Origin of the sequence: Streptomyces sp. NPDC001406 (assembly GCF_042895285.1) — a bacterium.
In the GTDB taxonomy this organism is placed as follows: domain Bacteria; phylum Actinomycetota; class Actinomycetes; order Streptomycetales; family Streptomycetaceae; genus Streptomyces.
In genome coordinates, this window is sequence record NZ_JBIAWG010000001.1 from 670,506 (window position 1) to 693,544 (window position 23,039).

At 67.9% G+C, this 23,039-nt stretch carries 9 protein-coding genes and 3 tRNA genes; 8 read left to right on the forward strand and 4 right to left on the reverse strand.

The features are described 5' to 3' along the window. Window positions 1–78: 78 nt before the first annotated feature. A complete protein-coding gene (locus tag ACFY1J_RS02920) occupies window positions 79–384 on the reverse strand; it encodes a YtxH domain-containing protein (protein ID WP_390706442.1) in 306 nt (101 codons plus the stop codon). Between the two features lie 157 nt (window positions 385–541). Here ACFY1J_RS02920 and ACFY1J_RS02925 point away from each other — a divergent pair. The 3 genes from ACFY1J_RS02925 (at window position 542) to ACFY1J_RS02935 (ending at window position 937) form a co-directional block, all read left to right on the forward strand. Continuing rightward, a tRNA-Asn gene (locus ACFY1J_RS02925) sits at window positions 542–614 on the forward strand. 5 nt (window positions 615–619) lie between these two features. Beyond that, window positions 620–692, forward strand: a tRNA-Asn gene (locus tag ACFY1J_RS02930). Window positions 693–860: 168 nt separating this feature from the next. Next, window positions 861–937, forward strand: a tRNA-Ile gene (locus tag ACFY1J_RS02935). Window positions 938–1,311: 374 nt separating this feature from the next. Here the strand turns inward: ACFY1J_RS02935 and ACFY1J_RS02940 are convergent. Continuing rightward, the gene (locus tag ACFY1J_RS02940) at window positions 1,312–5,316 is read right to left on the reverse strand and encodes a LamG domain-containing protein (RefSeq protein WP_390706441.1); all 4,005 of its coding nucleotides are present in this window, start codon (window positions 5,314–5,316) and stop codon (window positions 1,312–1,314) included. 249 nt (window positions 5,317–5,565) lie between these two features. On the opposite strand from ACFY1J_RS02940, the gene ACFY1J_RS02945 reads away from it, so the two are divergent. The 3 genes from ACFY1J_RS02945 to ACFY1J_RS02955 all read left to right on the forward strand — a co-directional run bounded on the left by ACFY1J_RS02945 (window position 5,566) and on the right by ACFY1J_RS02955 (window position 14,848). Continuing rightward, window positions 5,566–13,758 (forward strand): ricin-type beta-trefoil lectin domain protein, encoded by an 8,193-nt coding sequence (locus ACFY1J_RS02945; RefSeq protein WP_390706440.1) that lies wholly within the window; start codon window positions 5,566–5,568, stop codon window positions 13,756–13,758. Window positions 13,759–13,772: 14 nt separating this feature from the next. Next, window positions 13,773–14,159, forward strand: coding sequence for a hypothetical protein (locus ACFY1J_RS02950; RefSeq protein ID WP_390706439.1), 387 nt, complete (start codon window positions 13,773–13,775; stop codon window positions 14,157–14,159). Window positions 14,160–14,467: 308 nt separating this feature from the next. Next, complete coding sequence (locus tag ACFY1J_RS02955; RefSeq protein ID WP_390730474.1) at window positions 14,468–14,848, forward strand: hypothetical protein; 381 nt, start codon at window positions 14,468–14,470, stop codon at window positions 14,846–14,848. Between the two features lie 1,274 nt (window positions 14,849–16,122). On the opposite strand, the gene ACFY1J_RS02960 is transcribed toward ACFY1J_RS02955, so the two are convergent. Next, window positions 16,123–16,389 (reverse strand): hypothetical protein, encoded by a 267-nt coding sequence (locus ACFY1J_RS02960; RefSeq protein WP_390706437.1) that lies wholly within the window; start codon window positions 16,387–16,389, stop codon window positions 16,123–16,125. A 722-nt stretch (window positions 16,390–17,111) separates the two neighbouring features. Here ACFY1J_RS02960 and ACFY1J_RS02965 point away from each other — a divergent pair. Further along, window positions 17,112–17,588 carry a hypothetical protein gene (locus ACFY1J_RS02965; RefSeq protein WP_390706436.1) on the forward strand — a complete coding sequence of 159 codons (477 nt, stop codon included), beginning with the start codon at window positions 17,112–17,114 and terminating at the stop codon, window positions 17,586–17,588. Between the two features lie 2 nt (window positions 17,589–17,590). After that, window positions 17,591–20,623 carry a hypothetical protein gene (locus ACFY1J_RS02970; RefSeq protein ID WP_390730475.1) on the forward strand — a complete coding sequence of 1,011 codons (3,033 nt, stop codon included), beginning with the start codon at window positions 17,591–17,593 and terminating at the stop codon, window positions 20,621–20,623. A 1,059-nt stretch (window positions 20,624–21,682) separates the two neighbouring features. Here ACFY1J_RS02970 and ACFY1J_RS02975 read toward each other — a convergent pair. Next, the gene (locus tag ACFY1J_RS02975; RefSeq protein ID WP_390706434.1) at window positions 21,683–23,029 is read right to left on the reverse strand and encodes a PP2C family protein-serine/threonine phosphatase; all 1,347 of its coding nucleotides are present in this window, start codon (window positions 23,027–23,029) and stop codon (window positions 21,683–21,685) included. Window positions 23,030–23,039: the final 10 nt, after the last annotated feature.

Sequence of the window (23,039 nt, forward strand, 5' to 3'; positions counted from 1 at the left end):
GCGCCCCGCGGCGGAGCCGCAAATGTCACGGCCCCGCGCCCCCAGGGATATGGGGGTGTCCGGTGCCGAGAGGGCCCGCTACGTGTTGCTCGTGCCCCAGTCGTCCGTGCCTGCGCCGTTCGGGTGGTGGGCTCGCATGGCGCGCATGCGCTGGGTCACCGCGTCGGGTACGTGATCGCTGACCTTCTCGCCGACCGCGTGGGCCGCCCGGCCCGCCAGGACGCGCCCCTGCTGGGCGGCCGACTCCGCGGTGTTGCGGACCGCCGGGTTCTGCGCGACCTGCCATGCGGACTTCTTCAGCTGCTCGTAGCGCTCGCGCCCGGCCCTCGTGCCGAGGACGTAACCCAGGGCGAGTCCGGCGATGAACGTGAGCCGGTAGCGCATGGCGGCCACCCTTCCCTTGCGTAGGTCTGCGGTGCGGCGTTGGCGCGGGGGGAACCGATTGGCGGAGCACCCCCCTGCTTGCGCTAATGTATGTGTCGCAGCGAGCGCGCGCCCCCTGGCGAATACCCAGGTAGGTACGTTCGATGCAACGAGGCATTCCTCCGTAGCTCAATTGGCAGAGCAGCCGGCTGTTAACCGGCAGGTTACTGGTTCGAGTCCAGTCGGGGGAGCTCGGTCCTCCGTAGCTCAATTGGCAGAGCAGCCGGCTGTTAACCGGCAGGTTACTGGTTCGAGTCCAGTCGGGGGAGCATGCTGAACGAGGACCCCGCCGGGGTCCTTTTTCATGTCCGAGGGAACCACCCGGCCCGGGGCGGAGTCCTCAAGGTCATGTGAAGCCGACCATGCGAAGCAGGAGATCGTATGAGCGGCTATGCTGCGGCAGACGGCGCGCACACATGTACGCGACACGCCGCTATGGGGCGGTAGCTCAGCCGGTTAGAGCAGCGGACTCATAATCCGTCGGCCGTGGGTTCGAGTCCCACCCGCCCCACCAGAAACGTTCCCTGACATGCGGAAACGTTCCTCCTGTGTGCTGGAGCATCAACTCCGCCCCAACGGACCGAATCCGCTGCTCGCGAGTACAACGAGGCCCCGACGGGCAGTGGTCGCACTGCACTGACCTGCGTAAACGGGTCAGACGGGAGCCGTAGCAGCGGACTGAACCAGCGTCCGAGGGAGAAATTGGGGACGCTGTGAGGACGCAGGGATCGCGACGGGCTGCCTGCGAGACCGCCCCTACCGAGACGACTGCAAGAGGCGCGGCGGGCGCTGCTTCTCCGACAGCATCGCCTCAGTGGAGGCCGTGGAACGACGGGGCCCGTCCCGGTCAAGCCGGGGCGGGCCCTGGGTGCGTGCCGAGCCCGGTGCTCAGTCGAGCTGGGCGACCTTGGGGCTGTCGCCGGTGGCCGAGGCGTCGGCGGGGGGCAGGGCGGTGGGGTAGACGCGGATGTTGCTGATCGACGCGTTGGCGTATTCGCCGTAGGTGCCGGAGGAGAGTTTGCGGCCGATCTGGACGGGGCCGGTGGCGTTCCAGGGGGTGTACGTCCAGTCCCTGGTGGCCGACAGTTTGCCGTCGACGTAGAGGCGGATCTCCTTGGCGGAGGCGTCGTAGATTCCGACCAGGTGGGTCCAGCGGCCGGCGACCGGCTTGCCGCCGTAGGTCGCCCTCCAGACGGCGCTGCTGTCGTCCGCGCTGTGCCGGCCGAACGCCCAGGCTTGGGCGCCGGAGGAGTAGTACAGCTGGAAGCCGTTGTTGGTGGTGCCGTTCTGGGAGAGGAAGGTGCTGTTGGCGGTCATTGAGTTGAGCTTGACCCAGGCGGAGACGGTGAAGCTCTTGGAGGTGTCCACGGCCGGGCCGGTCGTGCCGGCGTATCCAGTGGTGCCGTTCAGGGTCACGGCGTTTCCGCGGGTGGTGTCGGTGGTCCAGGAGTAGCCGCCGGACAGGGTGGCGTTCAGCGTGCCGGTGCTGTCGGCGGTGGTGGTACCGCTGCCTTCGGCGAGCTTCCACCAGTGGGTGGCGGTGTCGGTGACCGAGCCCAGCGAGACCGGCGGGGCGAAGCCGTAGGTGGGCGGGGAGGTCAGGACCGGGCTCTGGCGGTAGTTGTATTCGACGAGCTGGCCGAAGGGGCCGACGGCGTACAGGTCGGGGTTGCCGTCCGGGGCGCCCGGGTTGGTGTCACCGGTCTGGACCGGGCTGTTGACGTCACCGGGGGAGGCGACCACGGGGTAGAGGGCCGGCGACAGGGTGAGCCCCAGGCTGGTGTGCGTGCCCGGGTGGAGGAGCGTCGGGACCAGGGTGGTCGGGTCAATGGTGATCGGATAGCTGTACAGCTGGCCGGTGGCGTTGTCGCGGGACCAGAGGACCGGCTTGTTGTTGAAGGTGCCCGCGGCGATGAGGGTCTGGGTCGTCCAGTCGCCGTCGCCGAGCAGGATCGGGTTTTTCAGGTGGTAGCCGCCGTCGGACTGGTAGATCCAGAGTTCCTTGTTCTCGACGGTGATGACGGCGGGGTAGTCGTTGGTGTTGCCGAAGACGTTGCCCGGAGCGATGAGCTGGCTGACGTTCCAGCTCTTGCTGTCGTAGTCGGTGCTGCGGCAGCGGGTGTCGTCCGCGACGACGTCAGGCAGTGCGCAGGTGTCCTTGACGACGAGGTCGAACCGCTTGCCTGCGAAGCCGCCGAAGGTGGACCAGGGCGATGCCGGGAAGGACGCGTCGTCGATGGGGTCCAGGTCGTTCTTGACGATGTAGAGGTTCTTGCTGGTCTTGTTGTACGCCCACAGGTCGTCGCCGTTTGCTCCGTGCAGGTTGCCGCGGTGGGCGATGACGTAATTGTTCCAGCCTGTGCCGTCGGGGGAGTCCTCCTTGGTGGACACGGTGACCGGGCCGGTGACGGCCGGCGGGGTGCCGGTGACGGGGTCGCTGTGGACCGGAGCGGTGGCCTGGGCTGGGTCCTGGTTGCCGGGGATGAGGTCGAGGTCGCCGGTCTTGGTGGTGGCGAGCAGGTCGGGGACGCCGTCGCCGGAGATGTCACCCGGTTTGATCTTGGTCGCCGGATCCCACGGCACCGTGAAGGTGTAGCCGGCGGGACTGGTGGAGATGTTCCCGGCCTTGTCGACGCCGGCGACGTAGAGGGTGTGCACGCCCCAGTCGCGGATCGGGACGGGGATGGTGGCGGTGGAGCGTCCCTGGCTGTCGGTGCCGGAGACCGCAGCGGTCTGGCCGTCGGCGTCGGTGGGCGGCGAGTCGAGCTGCCACAGGAAGGACTTCATGCCGCTGGACTTGCAGGCGCCGGGGTCGCAGGTGTCGTCGCTGGAGGGGGCGTCGGTGCCGGCCACGGTGAAGTCGGTGGTCTTGCCGGGGCCCGCGTAGACGGGGTCGCCCTCACGCGCGGTTCCGACCTGCGGGAAGGCGGGGTTGCCGGAGATGTCCGGGGTGGGCGGCGCGGTGAAGTCGGTGTTGAACCAGCAGTGGTCGGACTTGCCCGAGGTCAGGTTCTGGTCGGGCGAGTCGTCCTCGGCGTAGACGTCCCAGCCGTACTGGTGGCCGTCCTTCAGGGTGGCGCCGATCTTCATCGCCGCGTCGGTGCCGGATGCCAGCCACCCGCTGTCCGGGGTCGAGACGGAGGCACCGTTGCCGTCGCCGTCGGGGTCGACCGTGCGGTCCCAGACGTAGTAGTGCGCCCTGACGTTCTCGCCGGAGATTTGGCTGGTGACGGTGGAGTGCAGGGTGATGTTGCTGCCGGCGTCCGAGTAGGTGGTGGCGCCGATCCAGCCGACGCCGCTGGTGGTGCAGGCGGCCGAGGCGCCGGTTGCCGCCGGGGTCATGTGCAGGTTGCTCGGTATGCCCGGCGGAATGTCGAACTTGGTAGTGAGGGTCAGCGTGGTCGACATGCGCAGGTAGTCGTCGTTGCCCGAGGTCTGCGACTCGTTGCCGTACAGGCCGATGGTCCAGGTGTTGGTGCCGTCACCGAAGGTGCCGCTCGCGTCGTAGCCGTTGCCGTCCTGGTCTGCAATCTTCTGTGCCTGGTCCTTGACGTGGAAGGTGGCGGTGCTGTTGCTGCAGGAGCTGCCGGAGTTGGCGCCGCTTGGCACCGTGTCCGTCACCGGCGGGAAGGCCGTGTCGTGGACGCCGGGCCGGGACAGCCAGTCGGTGCTGGAGCTGATCGCGTTGGTGGTGTGGAGCGTGAGCGGCTGGTTCTGGCTGCAGTTGTAGCTCGCCGCGAACGTGGTGGAGATCTTCACGTAGGCGTCGTAGACCACGAACGACGAGTGCAGTCCGCCGGTGTTGATCGCCCAGTAGGAACGCTCCAGACCGACCCCGCAGGCGCCGCCCCACCGCTGGTAGCCCACGCCCTGCCCGTTGGTCTGCGCCTTGTCGTACTGCGGCGAGTTGTCGCAGGCCGAGCTGGAGTAGACCTCGGTGTAGTGGCCGGCGGTGGAAGAGACCGGGTTGGTGTACGGGTCGATGTACACCGGATAGGTGGTGTCCGGGTCGGTGAGCATGCCCGCGTCCGGGGTCAGCGTCACGGCCTTGCTCGTGGCGGTCATGGCGACCGGCTCGGTGTCGGCTCCGGGGCCCGGGCCGTCCACGGAGGAGGCCGTGCCGGCGGCCGGACCGTCGGTCTTCGTGGGTGTGGTGCCGGAGTCCCACATCACCGGCTGCGGGCTGGTGTAGGTCAGATCGCCGTCGGCTGAGGTGGCGGTCATGGTGTCGCCGTCAGCGGTGGCGAGAGAGAGGCCCTGCGTGTCGGCGGCCAGCGTGAGCTTCTTCAGCTGAGGGTTCGCCGCCGCGTCCGCGTCGTGCACGACCAGGACGTCGCTGAAGCCGCCCTGGTCGGTGACGGACACCGACAGATCGACGCCGGGCAGCACCGATGGGTACACCGCGGTGTCACCGCTGACGTCCGGTTTCGGCAGCGTGAACGGCAGGGTCAGAGCCATGCTGGGGCCGTCGGCGTGGGTGAGGGTGACCAGCGGGCCGTCGCCGCCACCGGAGAGGGTGACGCCGTTCGGGGTGGATTTGGGCGCGTAGCCGCCGTGGCCGTCGGAGACCAGGGTGGCGTCCAGCGGGGTCCACTCGCCGTCCTTGAACACCCGGGTCGGCAGCGCGCTGGTGGTGTTGGTGAAGGTGCCGTCAGGCAGTGCCTCGGTGGTGGAGACCTCGGTGGTCAGCGCGTCCACCGGGACGGACTTGCCGGTGGACTCGGCCTGCGCCTGGGCTGCAAGGAGCGGATCGGCCGGGCTGGCACTGAAGTCGTCGGCCACGGCGGGCAGTGCCGGAAGGACCGTCAACAGGCCGACAGCGGCGGTGAATAGGGCCAGTCTGCGCCCCGGAGCGGCGCGTCTGTGGCCGGTGCGTATCGGTGGTCTGGGCACGTAGGCGGGCTTCCTTCGGGTCGCGGGCAGCGGGGTGGGGGAAGCCCGGTTGCCACAGAGATCTGAGAAGTGATCAATTTCGGCACAGAACCTACACAGCATCTGTCATGAACACGCATGGTCTTCTTCTGGAAATGGCAAAGGGTCTTGAGTAGTGATCACGGCCCTACCTAGCCTCCGGTCGATCACTCACCTGTGATCTGACTGTGTGACGGCCCCTCAAGTGGGCCGTTTTGTGGGGGGTTACACGTGAGTGGCAGACGGCGCTGGTTCGCGGGCACGTGGCACCGGAGATTCTTCGGCGTACTGGGGCTGTGGACCATTCCGGTTGCTCTGCTCGCGCTGCTGCTGCCGGTGGCGATCGCCTCGGGCTTCGGCATGCCGGGCTTCCTCGCCGGCCACGACGGCGGTGACGGCTTCGGCCACCACGGCGGCTTCACGTTCGACGGCGAGGTGTGGCGGCCCAAGAAACTGCCCGCCACCAAGGCCGTAGGGGCGCATCTCCTGCAGCCGAAGGCACAACGACACCCCAAGGGCTACAAGCCGCTGGGCACGTACCGGGCGACGACGGCCCGGTGGCCCAAGGCCGGCACCGCCGTCGTCGACCTCGGCCCGCAGAGCATGGCCAAGCCGGTCAAGGCAGGTTCACTGCCCGTCTGGGTGGCGCCCGCCGGCACCAAGCACGGCGTCGACGCCGTGCGGGTGCAGGCCGCGTCCCACGCCCAGACGCTGCGCACCGGAGCCAACGGCATGCTCCTGGGCATCACCCCCTCCGGCACGACGTCCGCCCACGGCCGGGTCAAGGTGGTCATCGACTACTCGGCGATCGCCCGCGCTTACGGCGGCGGTTACGGCTCTCGGCTGCGGCTGGTTCAGCTGCCCGGGTGCGCGCTGACCACCCCGCAGAAGGCGGAGTGCCAGAAGGCCACGCCGCTGAAGTTCACCAACCGGGCCTCTGCCGAGCAGCTGACGGCGACCGTCACCATGAGCTCTGCCTCCGTCGATGACGCGGGCGACGCCAAGTCGGCTGATGGAAAGGCCAGTTCCAAGCCGACGGCGAGCGCCTCCCCCTCCCAGTCCCCGGACGGCACCGCCACCGCCACGCCGACTCCGAGTGCGCAGTCTCCCGAGCCGGCCCAGAGCAGCGGATCCCCGAAGCCGTCCGAGAGCGCGAACGGGCCGAAGGCGATGTCGGCCCGCACCGCGCCGCTGAGCGCGGCCAATGCCACCGGCACCACGGCGCTCGCCGTGACCTCCGGCACCTCTGGCTCCCAGGGTGACTACGGGGCGACGGAGTTGTCGGCCGCCGGCACCTGGCAGGCCTCCGCCACCGGCTCGTTCACCTACTCCTACCCGATCTCGGTGCCGGCCGGGATCGGTGGCAACGCGCCGTCCGTCGGCCTGAGTTACGACTCGCAGACCGTCGACGGCGAGACCACCGCCCGCAACTCCCAGACCTCGTGGGTTGGGGACGGCTGGAGCTATCAGGTCGGTTCCGTGGAACGGGCCTACCGCAGGTGCGGCTCCCTCCTCGATGCCAACGACAACAAGATCCTCAAGGGCTCCGGCGACGAGTGCTGGGGCGGGGACAACGCCACGCTGTCCTTCGGCTCGCACTCCGGCGTGCTGGTGCCCGACGGGGTGGACTCGAACGTGCCCGGGGAGATCAAGCAGTGGCGGCTCCAGGGTGACGACGGCACCCTCGTGCAGGAGCTGTCCGGCGCCGACAACGGCCTGCACGACGGTGTCTACTACCGGGTCCTGACCACGGACGGCACCGCTGCCTACTTCGGCGCCGACCACTCCCCGAGCGGTGCGGGCACCGGTGCCACCATGCCCGCGAACCCCGCCGACTCCTCCACGCACTCCGCCTGGGGCGTCCCCGTCCTGCACCCGCGCTCGACGGACCCCTGCCACGACGACACCAAGGGCAAGGCGTCCCAGTGCGACAAGCCGGAGGGCTGGCGCTGGAACCTCGACTTCGTGGTGTCGCCGGCCGGATTCGTGCAGCGTTACGACTACACCACCGAATCCAACTACTACGACCTCGGCGGCGGCCAGACGGCGGCCACCGACGACCCCGACGACACCGGCACCCTCACCTCGTACACCCGGGGTGGCGCGCTGACGCTGATCTCGTACGGATACACGCTGGCGGACGAGCAGGCCGGGCGGACCCCGGCGGCCCAGGTGGACTTCGGCCTCGCCCAGCGGTGCCAGACGACCGACACGTTCACCGACTGCTCGGCGTCGAACCTGAAGGACAGCACCGCCACGCACTGGCCGGACGTGCCGTGGGACCTGCACTGCGACGCCACGGACAAGACCAAACTGCCGGACGGCGCCACCACCGTCCCCGACGACGTGTGCATCACCTCCGGGCCCAGCTTCTGGACCACCACCCGGCTGGACTCCATCACCACCAAGGTCCATGTGAAGGCGACCGACCAGCTCACCGCGGTCGACTCCTACAAGCTGGGCCAGATCTACTCGGACGCGGGCGGCACCGTCGACCCGGTCACCGGCACCACGGTGGACCCGAAGGACGCCGGGATGCTGCAGGCCGTCATGTGGCTGCAGTCCATCAAGCACACCGGCAAGGACACCTACGACAACGGCAACAGCGACATCACGCTGAACCAGGTGTCGTTCACCGGCACCGAGATCGACAACCGGGTCAACGACGACTCCCCGTCCGCCCCGCCGCTGTACCGGCCGCGCATCTCCAGCGTGCAGACCGAGACCGGCGAGTCGATCGCGGTCGAGTACAACCCGGCCCCGTGCGCGGGCAAGACCCTCTCGATCTCCCAGGCGGACGGCAACACCAACTCCTGCTATCCCGTCTACTGGACCGTCCCCGGTGCCTCCAAGCCGATCGCGGACTGGTTCAACAAGGTCACCGTCAACAGCGTGGCCGTGTCCGACCTGACGATCGCCGGGCAGTACAAGCCGGACGCCCAGAACAACCCGGCCGGCTCCGAGACCCAGATCTCCCGCTACAGCTACGCGGGTCCGGCCTGGCACCGCGACGACTCGGCCCTGACCGACGACCAGTACCGCACCTGGGACCAGTTCCGCGGCTTCCGCACCGTCACCGTGCAGACCGGCCAGGCTCCGGAACCGGTCACCCAGCGGACCACCACCTATCTGCAGGGCATGGACGGCGACTACAAGGCCGACGGCACCCGCCGCTCCGTCACCGTCGACGCCAAGGTCGGCGGCAACACCGTGCTGAGCGTCACCGACTCGGACCAGTTGTCCGGCACCGCGCTCCAGGACGCCACCTACACCCAGGCCGGCGGCACAGCCGACGCCGTCAACATCAACGGCCCGTTCGCCTTCACCACCACCGCCTCCGCCAACCGGACGCCCTGGACGGACTGGACCCAGGAGGACAACCCCGGCGAGACCGAGCCGGCCCTGTCCACCCTGCCCGACCTCACCGCGCGCCGGATCAAGTCCAGCAGCTCCCTGAAGTACACACTCCTGTCCGACGGGACCTGGCGGCACACCAAGACCGATACCGCGTACGACAGCCAGGGCCGCCTGTCCACCGTCAACGAGCACGGCGACGGCGTCGACCCGAACCAGGAGAAGTGCACCACCACGACCTACGCGGCGCCGGCGTCCGGCAACGCGATGACCCTCGGCTACCCGGACCAGGTCACCAGCGTCAACGGCCCGTGCGGCACCGCGCCGAGCGCGAGCACGCTCCTGGCCGACCGGAAGTTCTACTACGACGGCGACGGCAGCCTCACCGACCTGGGCACCTTCGGGCAGCTCGACCAGACCGGCAGCACGGCGATCGGCCGGGTCACCGCCGTGCGCACGGCCACCGGCTACACCGGCACCACGGAGAACTGGAAGACCAGTTCGGCGATGAAGTACGACGGCGCCGGGCGCGTCACCGACACGCTGGACGTCACCGGGCAGAACACCCACACGGCCTTCACCCCGCCCTGGACCTCGGCAGGCGGCAACACCAATCCCACCGGCACCACCACCACCAACTCCCAGAACTGGACGGTCACGTCCACCCTCGAACCGCTGCGCGGACTGCCCACCGAGAACGTCGACGCCAACGGCCGCACGACCGACATGACGTACGACGCGCTCGGCAGGCGCACCGCGGTGTGGCTGCCCGGCCGGGACAAGGCGGCGGGCCAGAGCGCGGACCGCGTCTTCGAGTACTCCATCAACCCCGGCGCCGTACCCGCGCCCGGCGGCACGATCACCCAGCCCGGCGCGCCGACGTCGGTCACCTCGAAGACACTGCGCGAGGACGGCACGTACGCCACCTCGATCACGATCTACGACGGCATGCTGCAGCCGCGGCAGACCCAGTCCACCGCGATGGGCGACTCAAACTCCGGCCGCGTCATCTCGGACACCTTCTACGACTCGCACGGCTGGCAGGTCGCGTCCTACGCGCCGTACTCCGAGCCGAACAACTTCCCCTCGACCACGCTGTACGCGGCCAACGAGAACCAGATCCCCTCGGAGACCACCACCACGTACGACGGCCAGGGCCGGCCCCTCAAGGGGACCCTCTGGCACCAGGCCGTCGAGCAGTGGCACACCTCCGTCAGCTACCCGGGAGCCGACGAGGTCGACACCACGGCACCGGTCGGCGGCCGTTCCACCGCCTCCTTCACCAACGCCATCGGCCAGACCACCAGCACCGTGGTGAAGAACACCGGCTCCACGGTCACCCTGCCCGGCGGCTCGGTGATCCCCTCGGGAACCTCGCTGACCTCCAACAGCGTGCGTCTGACGATGCAGGCGGACGGCAACCTCGTGCTCTCCGCCCTGGCGACCGGCGCGACCATCTGGTCCTCAGGAACCAGCGGCAACCCCGGGGCCTGGGCCAAGTTCGGCACCGACGGCAACCTGGTCATCTACAGCACGGCCGCTGCCCAGCTGTGGACCACAGGCCTGACAGCGACCACCGGTTCCACCTTCCGGGTCCGCAACGACTCCACCGCGGTCGTCGTCGCCTCCAACGGTTCCACCGTGCTGTGGCGGCAGGGCACCGCGAATGCAGTCCCGGCCGCCGACGCCACCACCCGCTACGCCTACACCCCCGCGGGCCAGGTCGAGTCGATCAAGGACAACGCGGGCAACACCTGGTCGTACACCTACAACCTGCTCGGCCAGAAGACCTCCCAGACCGACCCCAACGCCGGCAGGACCACGTACGACAAGTACGACGTGGCCGGCAACCTGCTGCAGACCACCGACCCGCGCGGCCAGGCGCTGTCCTACACCTACGACTGGGACAACCGCCCCACCGCCGAGTACACCGCGGCCTGGTCCGCCACCCCGGACCCGTCCAAGCTGGTGGCGTCCCATGAGTACGACACGCTGGAGAAGGGCTACGAGACCTCGGCCACCCGTTACGTCGGGGGCGCCTCGGGGTCCGTGTACACCCAGGCCGTCACCGGCTACAACACGGCCTACCAGCCGCTGGGCACCACACTGACGATCCCGGCCGCGGACGGCTTCGCCGCCGCCGGACAGAGCAGCGCGCCCACGAGCGGCACCGTCACCTACACCTCCACGGCCCGCTACACCCCGAACGTCGGCCTGCTCTCCACCACGCACTACCAGGCGGACGGCAACCTCCCGGCCGAGGACATCGACTACGGCTACACCCAGCAGGGCAACCTCGACGGCATCGGCGGCTTCATCAACTCCGCCAACACGCCCGCCTACCTGGACACCGCCGTCCACGACGCGTTCGGCCGCGTGCTGCAAGCCAACTACGGCCCCACCGGCAAGGAGTTGGCGACCTTCGCCCAGTACGACACCACCACCGGACGCGTCACCCAGACCAGCAGCATGGTGCAGACCTCGGCCACGGCCCTGGACGTCGTCAGCATGCGCTACAACCAGGCCGGCGAACTCACCGCGACCGACGACCTGCAGAACAACACCACGCACGACACCCAGTGCTTCACCTACGACTCCTTCCAACGGCTGACCGCCGCCTGGACGGACACCGCGGGCATCACCGACCCCACGGCGGCCACGGTCGGCGCCGTCGGCGGCTGCACCACCGCGCGGGTACAGACCACCACCACGGCCCCCATCACGGCCGGCACCATCGGCGGTCCGGCCCCGTACTGGCAGACCTACACCTACGACCAGCTCGGCGACCGCACCGGCATGGTGGGCCACGACACCACCGGCAACGCGCTCAACGACACCACCCAGAGCATCGCCTACCCCGGCGTCAACGGCACGGCGAGCGCGACGCTGCCCGATCAGGCGGGGAAGGCCACCCTCACCAACCCGGCCGGTACCGAGACCATCACGTCGACGTACACCGACCCCGCCCACGGCAACGTGAACGCGGGCGACACCATGAGCCGGAAGGTGACGACCACCGGCCCGCTGTCCACCGCCTTCACGATCTCCGGCGGCGGGAAGCGGTGCGTCGACGACGCGGGCGGGTCGACCACCGCCGGCACAAAGGTGCAGATCTACACCTGCAACGGGTCCACCAGCCAGAAGTGGACGATCGGCACCGACGGCACGGTGAAGGTCCTCGGCATGTGCCTGGACACCTCCGCCAACGCGACCGCCTCGGGCACCCTCGTGGTGATCGACACCTGCAGCAGCACCACCGCCACCCAGAAATGGAAGGTCACCACCACCGGCACCCTGGTCAGCAATGCCAACAGCGCGGTGTGCCTGACCGATCCGGGCGCCTCCGCAACGAACGGCACCCAGCTGACCATCGCCACTTGCGGCGGCAGCGGCCAGACCTGGACCAACGCCGCTACCGGTCCCGTACCGGCCGGCCAGACCCAGACCTTCACCTATGACGCCGAGGGCCGCACGGCCACCGTGGCCACGACCTCCGGCACCCACACCAACACCAGCAAGTACCTGTACGACGCCAAGGGCGGTCTGCTGGAGCAGACCGCCGCGGTGGACGGCGTGGACAAGACCCGCGTCCTCTACCTCTTCGGCGGCACCGAGCAGATCACCCTCAACGTCGCCGCCAAGACCTGGACCGGCCTGCGCAAGATCACCGGCCCGGACGGCACCACCGTGACCCGCTCCAGCAGCGGCACGGTCACCTACCAGGTCGCCAACGGCCAGGGCACCGCCCTGACCGCCGTCAACGCCGCCACGCTGGTCGCCACCCGCCGCTCCTTCGACCCCTGGGGCAACACGCGTGGCACCAAGCCCAGCTCCTGGGTGGCACCGGACGAGAACCACGGCTTCCTCGGCCAGCCCGCCGATCCCGTCACCGGTCTCAACCTGCTCGGCGCCCGCAACTACGACCCCGTCATCGGCCGCTTCCTCACCCCGGACCCGATCTTCCAGGCCGGTGACCCCAACCAGATGGGCGGCTACACCTACGCCGCCGACAACCCCGCCAGCAGCAGCGACCCCACGGGTTACGACGACTGGTACAACGACCCGTCGATGAACAAGTGCGCCATCGACTGCGATCCGGAGCCTTCCCCGTCACCGGCGCCCGCGCCCACCAGCACCTCCAGCGGCAGCGGCAACTCCACCCCGCAGCCCTCTCCCGGGGTCACGCCGCCCGCGACACCGCCCGACCCGAACGCCGGCGGCGACTCCATCTACAGCATCTTCTTGGATTTCGGTGTGGCGATCCGCTCCCTATCCGTCTGCGAGTTCTGGCTCACGGGAGGGGGAGCGGACCACGAGCAGGCCTGCAAGATAGCCGGCGGCGTCTACTCCGGAGGCATGGACAGTGGCGGCGTCGGAGCTCTCGAGCGCGGTGCCGTGGGCGAAGGGGAAAGCGCGCTGGTCAACACGGCCAGAGCCGGAGCGGACGCCGACGCGGCGGCAGCAGCCGGCGCGAGCGCCAAGGCCGTTGACGAAGCGGCGACTGACGCGGCGGACCTGGCGGCACTGAAGCGGGCGAACGCGCAGGCGCGGGCAGAGGAAGCCGAGGCTGTGGCGGCCGAGCCCAGCAAGCCGGCGACCGGAGCGGCGGGCATGGCGAAATCCGGAGCGAAGCAGGAATCGAAATTCTTTGCCCCGGACGACAAGTTGAACAAGATGGTTCCCAAGACGAGGAAGCTGCCCGGATACCATGACGCGTGGATCCACGGGTCGCCCAACGGAGTTTCCCCCAGCATGGAGGAAGCAGAGTCGGGAGGCGCCAGTCTGGTGAATCACCGGGTCTTCGCCCAGATGTTGAAGAACGACCCGAACTACACGGGCGGTCCGATCCGGCTCTGCTCGTGCCAGACCGGTGCTCCCACGGGCAGCTTCGCGCAGGACCTCGCCAACAAGCTCGGCGTCGAGGTCATGGCACCGAACGGTTATCTGTGGGTGTGGACGAACGGGAGAATGACCGTCGGCAAACCAGGAGCACTGCTCGAGAACAGGGTGTACACGGGCGGTCGGTGGCTGACCTTCCGGCCGGGCGGCTCCGGCGTGAGTGGCGGTTGAGAAGGGAGCACTCCGTGCTGAAGAGGGTTGGATTCTATGCAACGGCCGAAGAAGTCCTCGAGCTGAAGAGGCCCGTCGCGGTGTCCGCCGAGGACACAATCGTGCGTTACCTGGAGGAGGGGGAACTGCTCGTCGCGACGGGGTCCTGGGTCGACGATCTGGTCAATCCGGACAACAAGAGAATCCGCCAGTACTCGATCCTTACCGACGGAGTGTGGGTCTGGCCGAGCAGCCTCGCCTACTACCTCGACAGATATCACACGGAGCTTCCGGACGAGTTCCTGCGGCACATGGGTGCTTCGGGCTGGACGGTACCGACGCTGGACGAGGTCGCCCTCGATGCCGTCATGGATCAGTTCATGCTGGAGGAGTCCGTGGACCCGGAGGAGCCGGATGCCTGAAGGGTGGGCGGGCAGGCGGCCGGGTCCGGTAACAGGGCTGCCGTGCGGCTGATGGACGTGGAGATCGGCCGGCACGACTGGTCGGCCTTCGAGTGCGGTGCACGTAGTCGGCCGCACATCTGGCCGATGACCTGCAGCTGCTGGTCGAGGCGCAGTGAAGGCACCGAGGGTCGGGCATGACTGTCAGGCCGTCCTTGATCCAGGCCGAGCGCGTGGACTGGGCTTCCCTGCGCTGCGGGTGCGGCAAGACGGGAGCCCACATTCCCGAGAAATTTGCTAATTTGCTCGAGGCTAGCAATTCCCAAGAGATGACCGAGGCGTCCCTGGAGGGACACGTATACATTCAGTCCCTCCTTTTCGAGGTGGCGGTACCCGTGACCTCCATGATTGTGGCTGCCCTGAACGAGGAGACATCCGAAGCGGTACACCTCCGTTTGCTCGACGAGCTCATTTCCTGTGTCGGTGGGGAGTCTCACTGGACCGAAGTCGAGGCTGGCGCCCCAGAACTCGAGATTGACTGCCAGATCGCGGCGCGTGAGGGCATTTGGACCCTCTACACGGAGTATGCGACTGGTCGTGCCTCGATGGCCCGGATGGTTCTGGACGTGGTGGACGCCGACCGCGAACGGTTCGAGTATTTCGATGCCAAGCTGATCGACCGGGTCAGAAAGCGGGCGAAGCGCCACTGACTGGCAGACAGCTCGCGGAACTTACTCGAAAGCTTGGAGGGTTGACGTCATGTCGTATCTGATCGTCGGATTCCTCGGTGTGTTCGCCGGTATCCGGGCGCTCGGGCTCCGCCGCCGACAGTTGAGCGCGGTCGCCGAGCCGTCCCTCCGCGCTGATCCTCCGGCCGGCGGTCCTCGCCGTGGTCCAGGGCTGAGAACCCCGTCTCAGACAGCGCGGCAGCAGTCGTACCGGTTCGTTGGCCAGTGCTTGTCGGTAGGGACACAGGCGGTCCCGGCTGAGTGAAAATCACTGCTGGGCTCACCCCGGCGCACCGGGGTGAGCCCAGGCGCGTTGGAATCCGCTGTGAACGAGTCCCAACCCGTTCCCGGGCTGGCAGGACTACTGTTCAGCGCCTCTGACCCGGCCCTGTGGAGGCTCGTTGAGGACATGTTGGGGACGCAAGGAGTGGCACAGAGTGACAAGGGCTGAGAAGCACTGGCAGGGCCGGGCCTGTCTGACCTGCAAAAACGTCATGAGTCAGCGTTGATCGGCAAGAGCCGCCAAGATCCTCAAAGGACTCATAATCCGTCGGCCGTGGGTTCGAGTCCCACCCGCCCCACCACACACTGGTGACGCAGAAACGTTCTGACCAGCAGCTTTGCTGGTCAGGGCGGCCGTAGGAGCAGCTTGGTGGCCTGCCGTGATCATGTTTTCATGATCGTGGGGACAGAATTGGGGACGCCGATTTCGGGCTAAACCGAACATCTTGCGTGGGTGTCGTGAGACCCGGCGCAATAGTCGCTACCGCGTGGACGTCGGCTTCTCGATCATGGATCGCTTCTGGAACCTGTGGATCGCGATCCGGGTGGGACGCGGGCATCGGGTCGAGGTGGGGAGCAGCGTTGACCGGGCCTGCCGGGGCCAGCCCCCAAACTGCCCAGAGGGAACACGGTCCGGTATCACGGTCCCAGCGAGGTGGGGGTACCGGTGCACCGCACCATCGGCGTCGCGGCTGGCTGCCGCGACCGTCCGGACCTTGTCGGGCGCGAGCTTCACCGCGAACCCAATGAACACGAGTACTGCGCGGACAGCACCGATCACGTGTTCCCGATGCTGTCGTCGAGCAGGAGCGGTGACGGGTGGCGTGGATGACGTTGACGCGTTGCCGAGCGAGCGCGAGCACCGCCGGCTGTGTCGCTTCCCCGTCGGCGCATGGTGTCGCGAGGTCAGGGTTGGATGCCGACGTACTCCCGCCGACGGTGCAGCCGCCTAATCCACGGCGACGGATGAGCCATCAGCTTCCGCCTTCATCTTCGGCGGAGCCACCGTCCAACTGTGGATCACCGGCAACGCCGCGCCCGCACTGCCGGGCGGAGCCACACCTGCCGAACTGGCCGCCCACGAAGCACACATAGCCGCACGGCTCCCTGAAGGCCACCGCTACAACAAAGCGACAACCCTCGTCACCGACGAAGACGAAGACCCCGCCGTCATCATCCTGCGCACCCTCGAAGACCACCTCCTTCCGGCCTTCGAATACGAGCCCCGGTACGTCGGCCACCGACCGTGGGTCGACCTCTTCGGCAACGCCCCGGCCGCCGTCACCGCCGAGCGCGGCGACGAAGCAGCCCGAAGCTACTGTCCAGCCGGAGCCGGAGCCGGAGCCGGAGCCGGAGCCGGAGCCGGAGCCGGAGCCGGATGCCGAGGCCGCACAGGAGCGTGAACCCGAGGTGGGCCCCGAGACCGAACAGAGCCCACAGCCGCAAGGTCCAGCGGGCGAAGACCACCCGGACGGCGCGTCCGCCCCCGCCACCGAACCCCAACACGAGGACGTCCAGCCCGGAGGCGACGCCCAGTCCGAATCAGCCTCCGTCGACAACGCCAACGGTCAAGCCGAAGAGCAGCCCGAAGCGGCGAACCGGCCACCCCGCAAGCGCGCACCCAAGCGGCGCTCGAAGGCCACCACCAACTGACCCGTACGACTCAACAAGGGGCGCGGCGCCGTCGCGCCCCTCCCGGAGAGCCATGAGCAACAACATCGGAGCCATAGCCAGTCACGGCCAGCCCATGCCCGGCTTCCACCGCGCGTGGCTGGATGCAGCAGCATTCACTACCGCCCACAACAGCGGGACGTGATCACGCGCACGACTGCGGATCTAGCGTCATCAGCATCGAGCACATGACGTAGACGCATGCATCGGGGTGCCTGCCCGGAACTAGTTCATTGGCGTATACGGCACAGAAGTCATTGACAGCCACATTGGGGGTGATCAGTCTCTGAACATGACAATGGAGGAAGAAGCATTATCGGCCAAGGTCAAAACGCTCGAGTCACTGGTCCGTGACCTGGCCGAGAGCGTGGCGTCAGAGGAAATAGCCTACTTTGACCAGGTGACGAGGCTGTGCGTCATCAACCCTGCTTCCATGGACCTCCGTCCGGGGCGCGGCAAGGAAACGAACGGCTTCGGCGTGGGAGGTGCGAGCGTGGTCGTCACCGCGCTGGCATACGCGGTGCTGTTCGACCTGGCCAAGGACGCTGCCAAGACGTCGGCTGGCAATGTGCTGAGCCGCGTGCGCTCACGCCTCGCGCGCCGGGGCAAGCCCGCCGTTGGACCCTCGTCGCCGGCACCCGCATACAGCGCGGAGGAAGTCCTGTGGGCCAAGACCGAACTGGCCCGGCGCCTCATCGTCAACGGCAGGACAGCCGAGGAAGCGGAGGCTGCTGCTGATCGCCTGGCTTGTCTGATGAAGGACCTGTGACCTTGAGCCAGTCGGCAGAACAGAGCCGTCCCCCCATCTCCGACACCATCCTTGTGGGAACCACCTCCCGGTTCGTGCTCTTCTTCGGCACCCTCGTGATCTCCGCGGTTCCCTATTACCAGTGGTTCGCGGAGTACGTACTCAGCGTTATGCCCACCACTCGTGACTGCGTCACCCGGAGCCCGGTGCTGCCCGATCCCGCTGCCTACACGGCGGTCCTGGGCAACTGCGACAAGTCGGTCGGCCGACTCGCCATCCTTTGGGAACTGGCGGCCGTTGGCCTGCTGATCCTGGCTTCGCTGGGGCTGTATCTCCTGCATCCAGTTTGGCTCCGGATACGTAGGCCAGTGCTCCCGCCCAGTGACGTAGACCATGAGACGATCGCGGCTGAGCTGCCAGACCTTGCGCAGCAGATGAGGGTTCCGGTCCCTGAACTGCGCATTCGGGCCGTGAACGAACAGCACGCAGTGGCTCGTGGCCGTATCGGCCGCTACGAGATTTATCTCGACGCGGGACTGGCCTGGGAGCTTCCCCACAGGCCGCAGATGGTTCGGGCGAAGATCCGCCACGAACTGGCTCATCTGCGCAGCGGCGACGTCGACCTCACACGGGTGGCGATCTCGGCCTGGTGGGTCTTCCTGGCATTGGTGGTGGCACCCCTGGCGCTCCACGTGGCCGGCAAGGTGTCGGTCGGGGGTGCAGGATCGCTGTGGTTCGGCTCGAAGCAGCTGCTGTTCAGTGGGGCGCTTCTGCTCGTCGTCCATCTGGCTCTGCGCGCTGTCATCCATGCACGCGAACACCAGGCCGACATCGCCTCCGCCTTACACGACCGCGAGGGGCTTCTCGAGGCGCTCCGACCGGTGCCGTCCCGTGGGGGCCCCGAACCCACGGTCTTCCAGCGGTGTCGGGCCAGGCTTCGTACGGCAAAGGACACGCATCCGTCGGAGGCGGCCCGTGAGGAGATCGTGCGAGACCCTTCGCTGCTGTCGCGCTACGACAAGTCCGATGCTTTCATCGCCGCCTTGGCGGTCGGTCTGGCCTTCGCCGGGCTGGAATCAACCGCGCGCCGCCTGACCGGCAACGGCTTCTGGTCGGTCGCTCTCGCCGCGATGGTTCTGGGCATGCTCTTCGGCGGAGTACTGGCCTCGTGGGCTGTACGCGCCGCTGTTCAGGCTTCACGGCTCGGCGCACGGATGCCGTGGGGGACACCGCTGGCGCTGGCGGCGACCGCGGGCCTGTTGGCCGGTCAGGCATTGGCTTGGGATCTGCCCACGCTGAACGTGTCATGGGATGACGTACTCGCGGTTTCGCCGCAGCATGGGTTGCTCCTGATCTGCGTCCTGACCGCAGGGCTGGTCTGCCTGGTGCGGGTGACCGCCGCTACGGCGATGCTGTGGCATATCAGCCAGCCCTCCGCGGGCAGGGCGGGGGCTGTCTTGCTGGCGCTCGTGACCGCAATGATGTTCGCGGTTCTGTTCACCTTCTGGCGCGGGCTGCATTCCTCTGAGCTGTCCCTGCCGCGGACCCTGCGCTTCTCCTACAACCAGATGGACCTCAGCACTCCTGGCCTGGTCGCGGTATCCGTGCTGCTTCTGGCCGCGTTCGGGCTGGTGAGCCTCCTGGCACCGGCTGCTCCAGGCGCGGCGGACAACATGATGGTGGTGCGGCGCTTGGTCCTGATGGCCGGTGCGGCAGCGGGAGTTGTGGCCCTTGCGCAGGTGTCTCCCTTCAGCGTTTGGTGGGACTTCTCGGTTTCTGTGCCGGGGGCGAGTGGCGTCAGGGAGCTGGATCTGCAGCTCGTGTCGATCGCCGTTGCAGTACAGGCTGTTGTCGCCGTGATGGCGTCGTGGTCCAGCGGATTCCGGGGAGCCACAGTGGCCTGCGTGGTGGGCGTCAGCGCGGCCGGTCTCGCCGGAGCGGCGATGGTGACGGTTGTCTGGGTCAGGTACCTGGCCGTTGCTCCCTTCCGGGACCAACCGGTCGACTGGAGCTGGTTTCAGGACGTTGCCATCCGGTTGCTCGGGCAGGGCTTGGTGGCTGTCGTCCCGTTCGCCGTGGCGGGTGCGCTGACCGGACGGTTGATCGGTCTGTACGCAGCGTGGGCCGCGCGGACGACGGACACGGAAGGCGCCAGCCCCCCTCGCGTGCCGACTCCATGCCGCGGCAGGCGGCGCACGTGGGTGGTCGCCGTACTGGCGCTGTCGGTCGCCGCCACCGGGGTGGTGCAGCTCGGGGGTGCCTCTCCCCTGCCTCAGATGCAGCAGGCCGGTCAGTCTCAGGACGAGAAGCCGCCGGACGTGCAACGTGCCGCCTTCTACGATCCGAAGTTCACCTTCGGCATTCCCACGTCCCTGGACGCGGAGAACATGTGTGCCTGGCTGCCGCATGACTACGGCGCCCAGCTCGTGCTTTTTCCCGATGACGCCCGGTGGATCGGACGCGTACTCGCCCGCTCCACCGACAGGCGGGTAGCCAAGATCGGTAAGGCCGTGGTCGCCGGTGCGACCGACCAGGATTCGACTGCCATGCTCGACGCCTTCAACGCCCTGACCACCCTCTGCATAGTTGTCGACGACCCTGAGGCACGTGCCCCCGGTGCGGGCATGGTGGCCCATGACGAGTGCCTGCTCGGTACGTGGCGCCTGACGGCGGCGGCCGAGCTGGCAGATCTGACGGCGAGCGGTCATGGCTTCGTGGCCTTCACCAATGCCGGCCGCTACACCACCACGTACCGTCGCGATGGCACCGCGACCGATGCGACAGTCGGCTATTCGCTGCGCGCAGTCAGCGACACCGCAACCGTCACCTTGTCTTACGGCGCGGACAGGCGGTACGACTGGTCGGCCGGGAACGGGCTCTACCTGCAGCACCACGTGGCCTCGGACGGAAAGCCCTCACTGACGTCAGGAGGCACCGTTCTCCACCAGTACGGTCCGGGCTCCGAACACGCGGTTTTGACCTCCTATACCTGCGATGCCCGGCATCTGCGCTTCCATGACGACGGCTACTCGGAGACCTTCGAGCGCATTTCCTGATTGTGATCCTCAGTGATCGGAACCCGGCCCGCCAGTGCGTTCGAAATGGAAAGCCTCAGCCGTTGCCGACATCGGCTGGTTTGACGCCAGCGGGCTGCTTCGGCCCTACGTCGAACCGCCCTTCGATCGACATGAGACGGGAGCGGCCCCCGAGGTGGATTCATCCTCCACGCAGCGCGCCGAAAACCGCAGCCGCTCGGTACCGTGCAACTCATGCTGGAGTAGGCAGGGTCGACCGGGTAGGGTGGCGACACGACGTCTGACCTGTATGAATGGTCATTGAGGCTCCGCTCCGGTTCCCGGGGCGGAGCCTCTACGCGTTGGAAGGGTAATCCGTTGCGGGGGAGTTCGACTTCCAGCTCCGAGCTGCTGCGATGGTCCCGTGGCACTCCGCTTGGCCCCCCGTGGGGACTCGGTGGGGACACGTTGGGGACGCAAGGACAGGAACAGACTGGCAAAGGTTCCAGAGCACCAGCAGACGGCATGCACTCTGAGCTGCGAAAACGCCAAGGATCAGCGCAGAACAGCAAGGGTCACCAAGATCCTCAAAGGACTCATAATCCGTCGGCCGTGGGTTCGAGTCCCACCCGCCCCACCATGCAGGGTTCTGAACTGCGGAAACGTCTCAGCAGGCATGCGGATTCAGGACTTTGGGTCAGCGGACTGAATCCGCTGCTCGTGAGTTCAACGGCGGTTGGGGCTGCGGGGGTTCACGATGCGTTGACCCGGGCGGATGCATGGGTTCAGGGTCGAGAAGAGCCGTAATCGTCGACCTGTACGGGGTCTGGACGCACAAGTTGGGACGCTGGTGGGACACAGGGAATGGGAAGGGGCGTCCGTAGACCCTCTTGCCACCTTCCTCCGGCGGTGAAGGCTCGGTCGACGGCCAGCAAGATCACACGGCGACGTCGGCGCGGTCCAGGGCTGTGAAGCTGCTCTTCGCCAAGCCGCCCACCATGCCCTCGAACAGAATGGCGTCCACCCGTGACGCATGCCTGGGTGCGGGCGACGCCAGCTCGGTGCATCAGCGGAGATTCATGCACCAGGCCAACAACAAGATCAACGCGGCTCGCGAGGAACCTCTGGCGGCCTAGAGGTTGACTCAAGGAACTCATTGGCCCTCCCCATCGTCACAGCGGGGCCGCTTCGGCACGCCGACCGCTGGGTGCCTTCATCCTGCCTGGCGGGGCGGATGGCGGTCATGCCTCTGCCATCGAGTCTGGCTCGCCGCGCCTCGCCCGGCCATGGGCCGCGTGTCCCTCCCGGGACCGTTGGGCCCTCGTCGCTGCCCTGGGTGGCCCTTGGACACGTAGTGCCCGAGCTCGACATGTATCCGCTGCCGGCGGTGTCCTCGTCGAGCCGGTCGACGAGGATCATCGCCACGTCGTCCGTCAAGCGGCCTCCGGTATGGCGGATCAACGCCTGGTGTAGTTCCTCCAGGAACTCCCGCGGGGTGGTGCTCGCCCGTATCCCCTCCATGGTCTCCGGCAGAGGGAAGAAGTCGTTGTCGCGATTGCGGGCTTCGATCACGCCGTCGGTGTACAGGAGCAGACGGTCGCCGCGTACGAAGGGAAAGCTCTCGGCCTTGGCGGTAAGGCCGTCCACGAGGTCTTCCAGACCCAGCGGAGGCAGTGGCGTGTCGGGCATCAGGGCCTGAACGCTGCCCCGGTGCAGCACCAGCGGAGGCGGATGGCCACGGTTGACCACGAGCACTACCTGTTCGTCCGGCACCTGGGCCATGAGGGCGGTGATGAATCCCTCCGTCAGAACTTCCTGAGAGTACGTACCGGGCACGGCCGTCTCCCGTCGCAGCGTGGCCTCACAGCAAGACATGACCTCCGTCAGCTCGACCTCGTAGTGCACGGACACCCGGAACGCGCCCAGGGTCACCGCGACCGCGCGCATGGCAGTCAGCCCCTTGCCCCTCACGTCCCCCACGATCAACCGGACGCCGTACGGCGTCTGCACGGCCTCGTACAGATCACCGCCGACCAGCGCCCCTGTCCCCGCGGCGAGGCTCAGGCTGGCGGCCCGGACCGGGCCCAGCCGCTCGGGGACGGGCCGCAGGACGACCTCCTGCGCCGCCACAGCGATCCGGCGGACCTGGTCGAGCTCGCCCTGCCTGCGCGTACGCATGGCGTTGCTCAGGATGACACTGGCCACGGACACCACGAACAGCCCCAGGAAGTTCCCGATGATCAGCTGGGTCAGCGTCCCCCACGACTGGTTGTAGGTCGCGGAGGCCGCGTTCACACCCGCGGCGAGGACTGCCGTGGACAGCGTGCCCATCGGCCCCATCGTCAGCGCGGCCAGCGCCGGCGTCGTGGTGAGCACGGGGCCGGTGACCAGATAGTGCGCGGGCGAGAGCTCGATGCCCAGCACGGCCAGCACGATCGCGAAGGGCACACACTGCCCC

Bases quoted from the DNA above. Each gene is read 5' to 3' on its own strand.
- ACFY1J_RS02920 (WP_390706442.1), bottom strand. From the start codon at position 384: ATGCGCTACCGGCTCACGTTCATCGCCGGACTCGCCCTGGGTTACGTC.
- ACFY1J_RS02955 (WP_390730474.1), top strand. From the start codon at position 14,468: ATGACCGAGGCGTCCCTGGAGGGACACGTATACATTCAGTCCCTCCTT.
- ACFY1J_RS02965 (WP_390706436.1), top strand. From the start codon at position 17,112: ATGACAATGGAGGAAGAAGCATTATCGGCCAAGGTCAAAACGCTCGAG.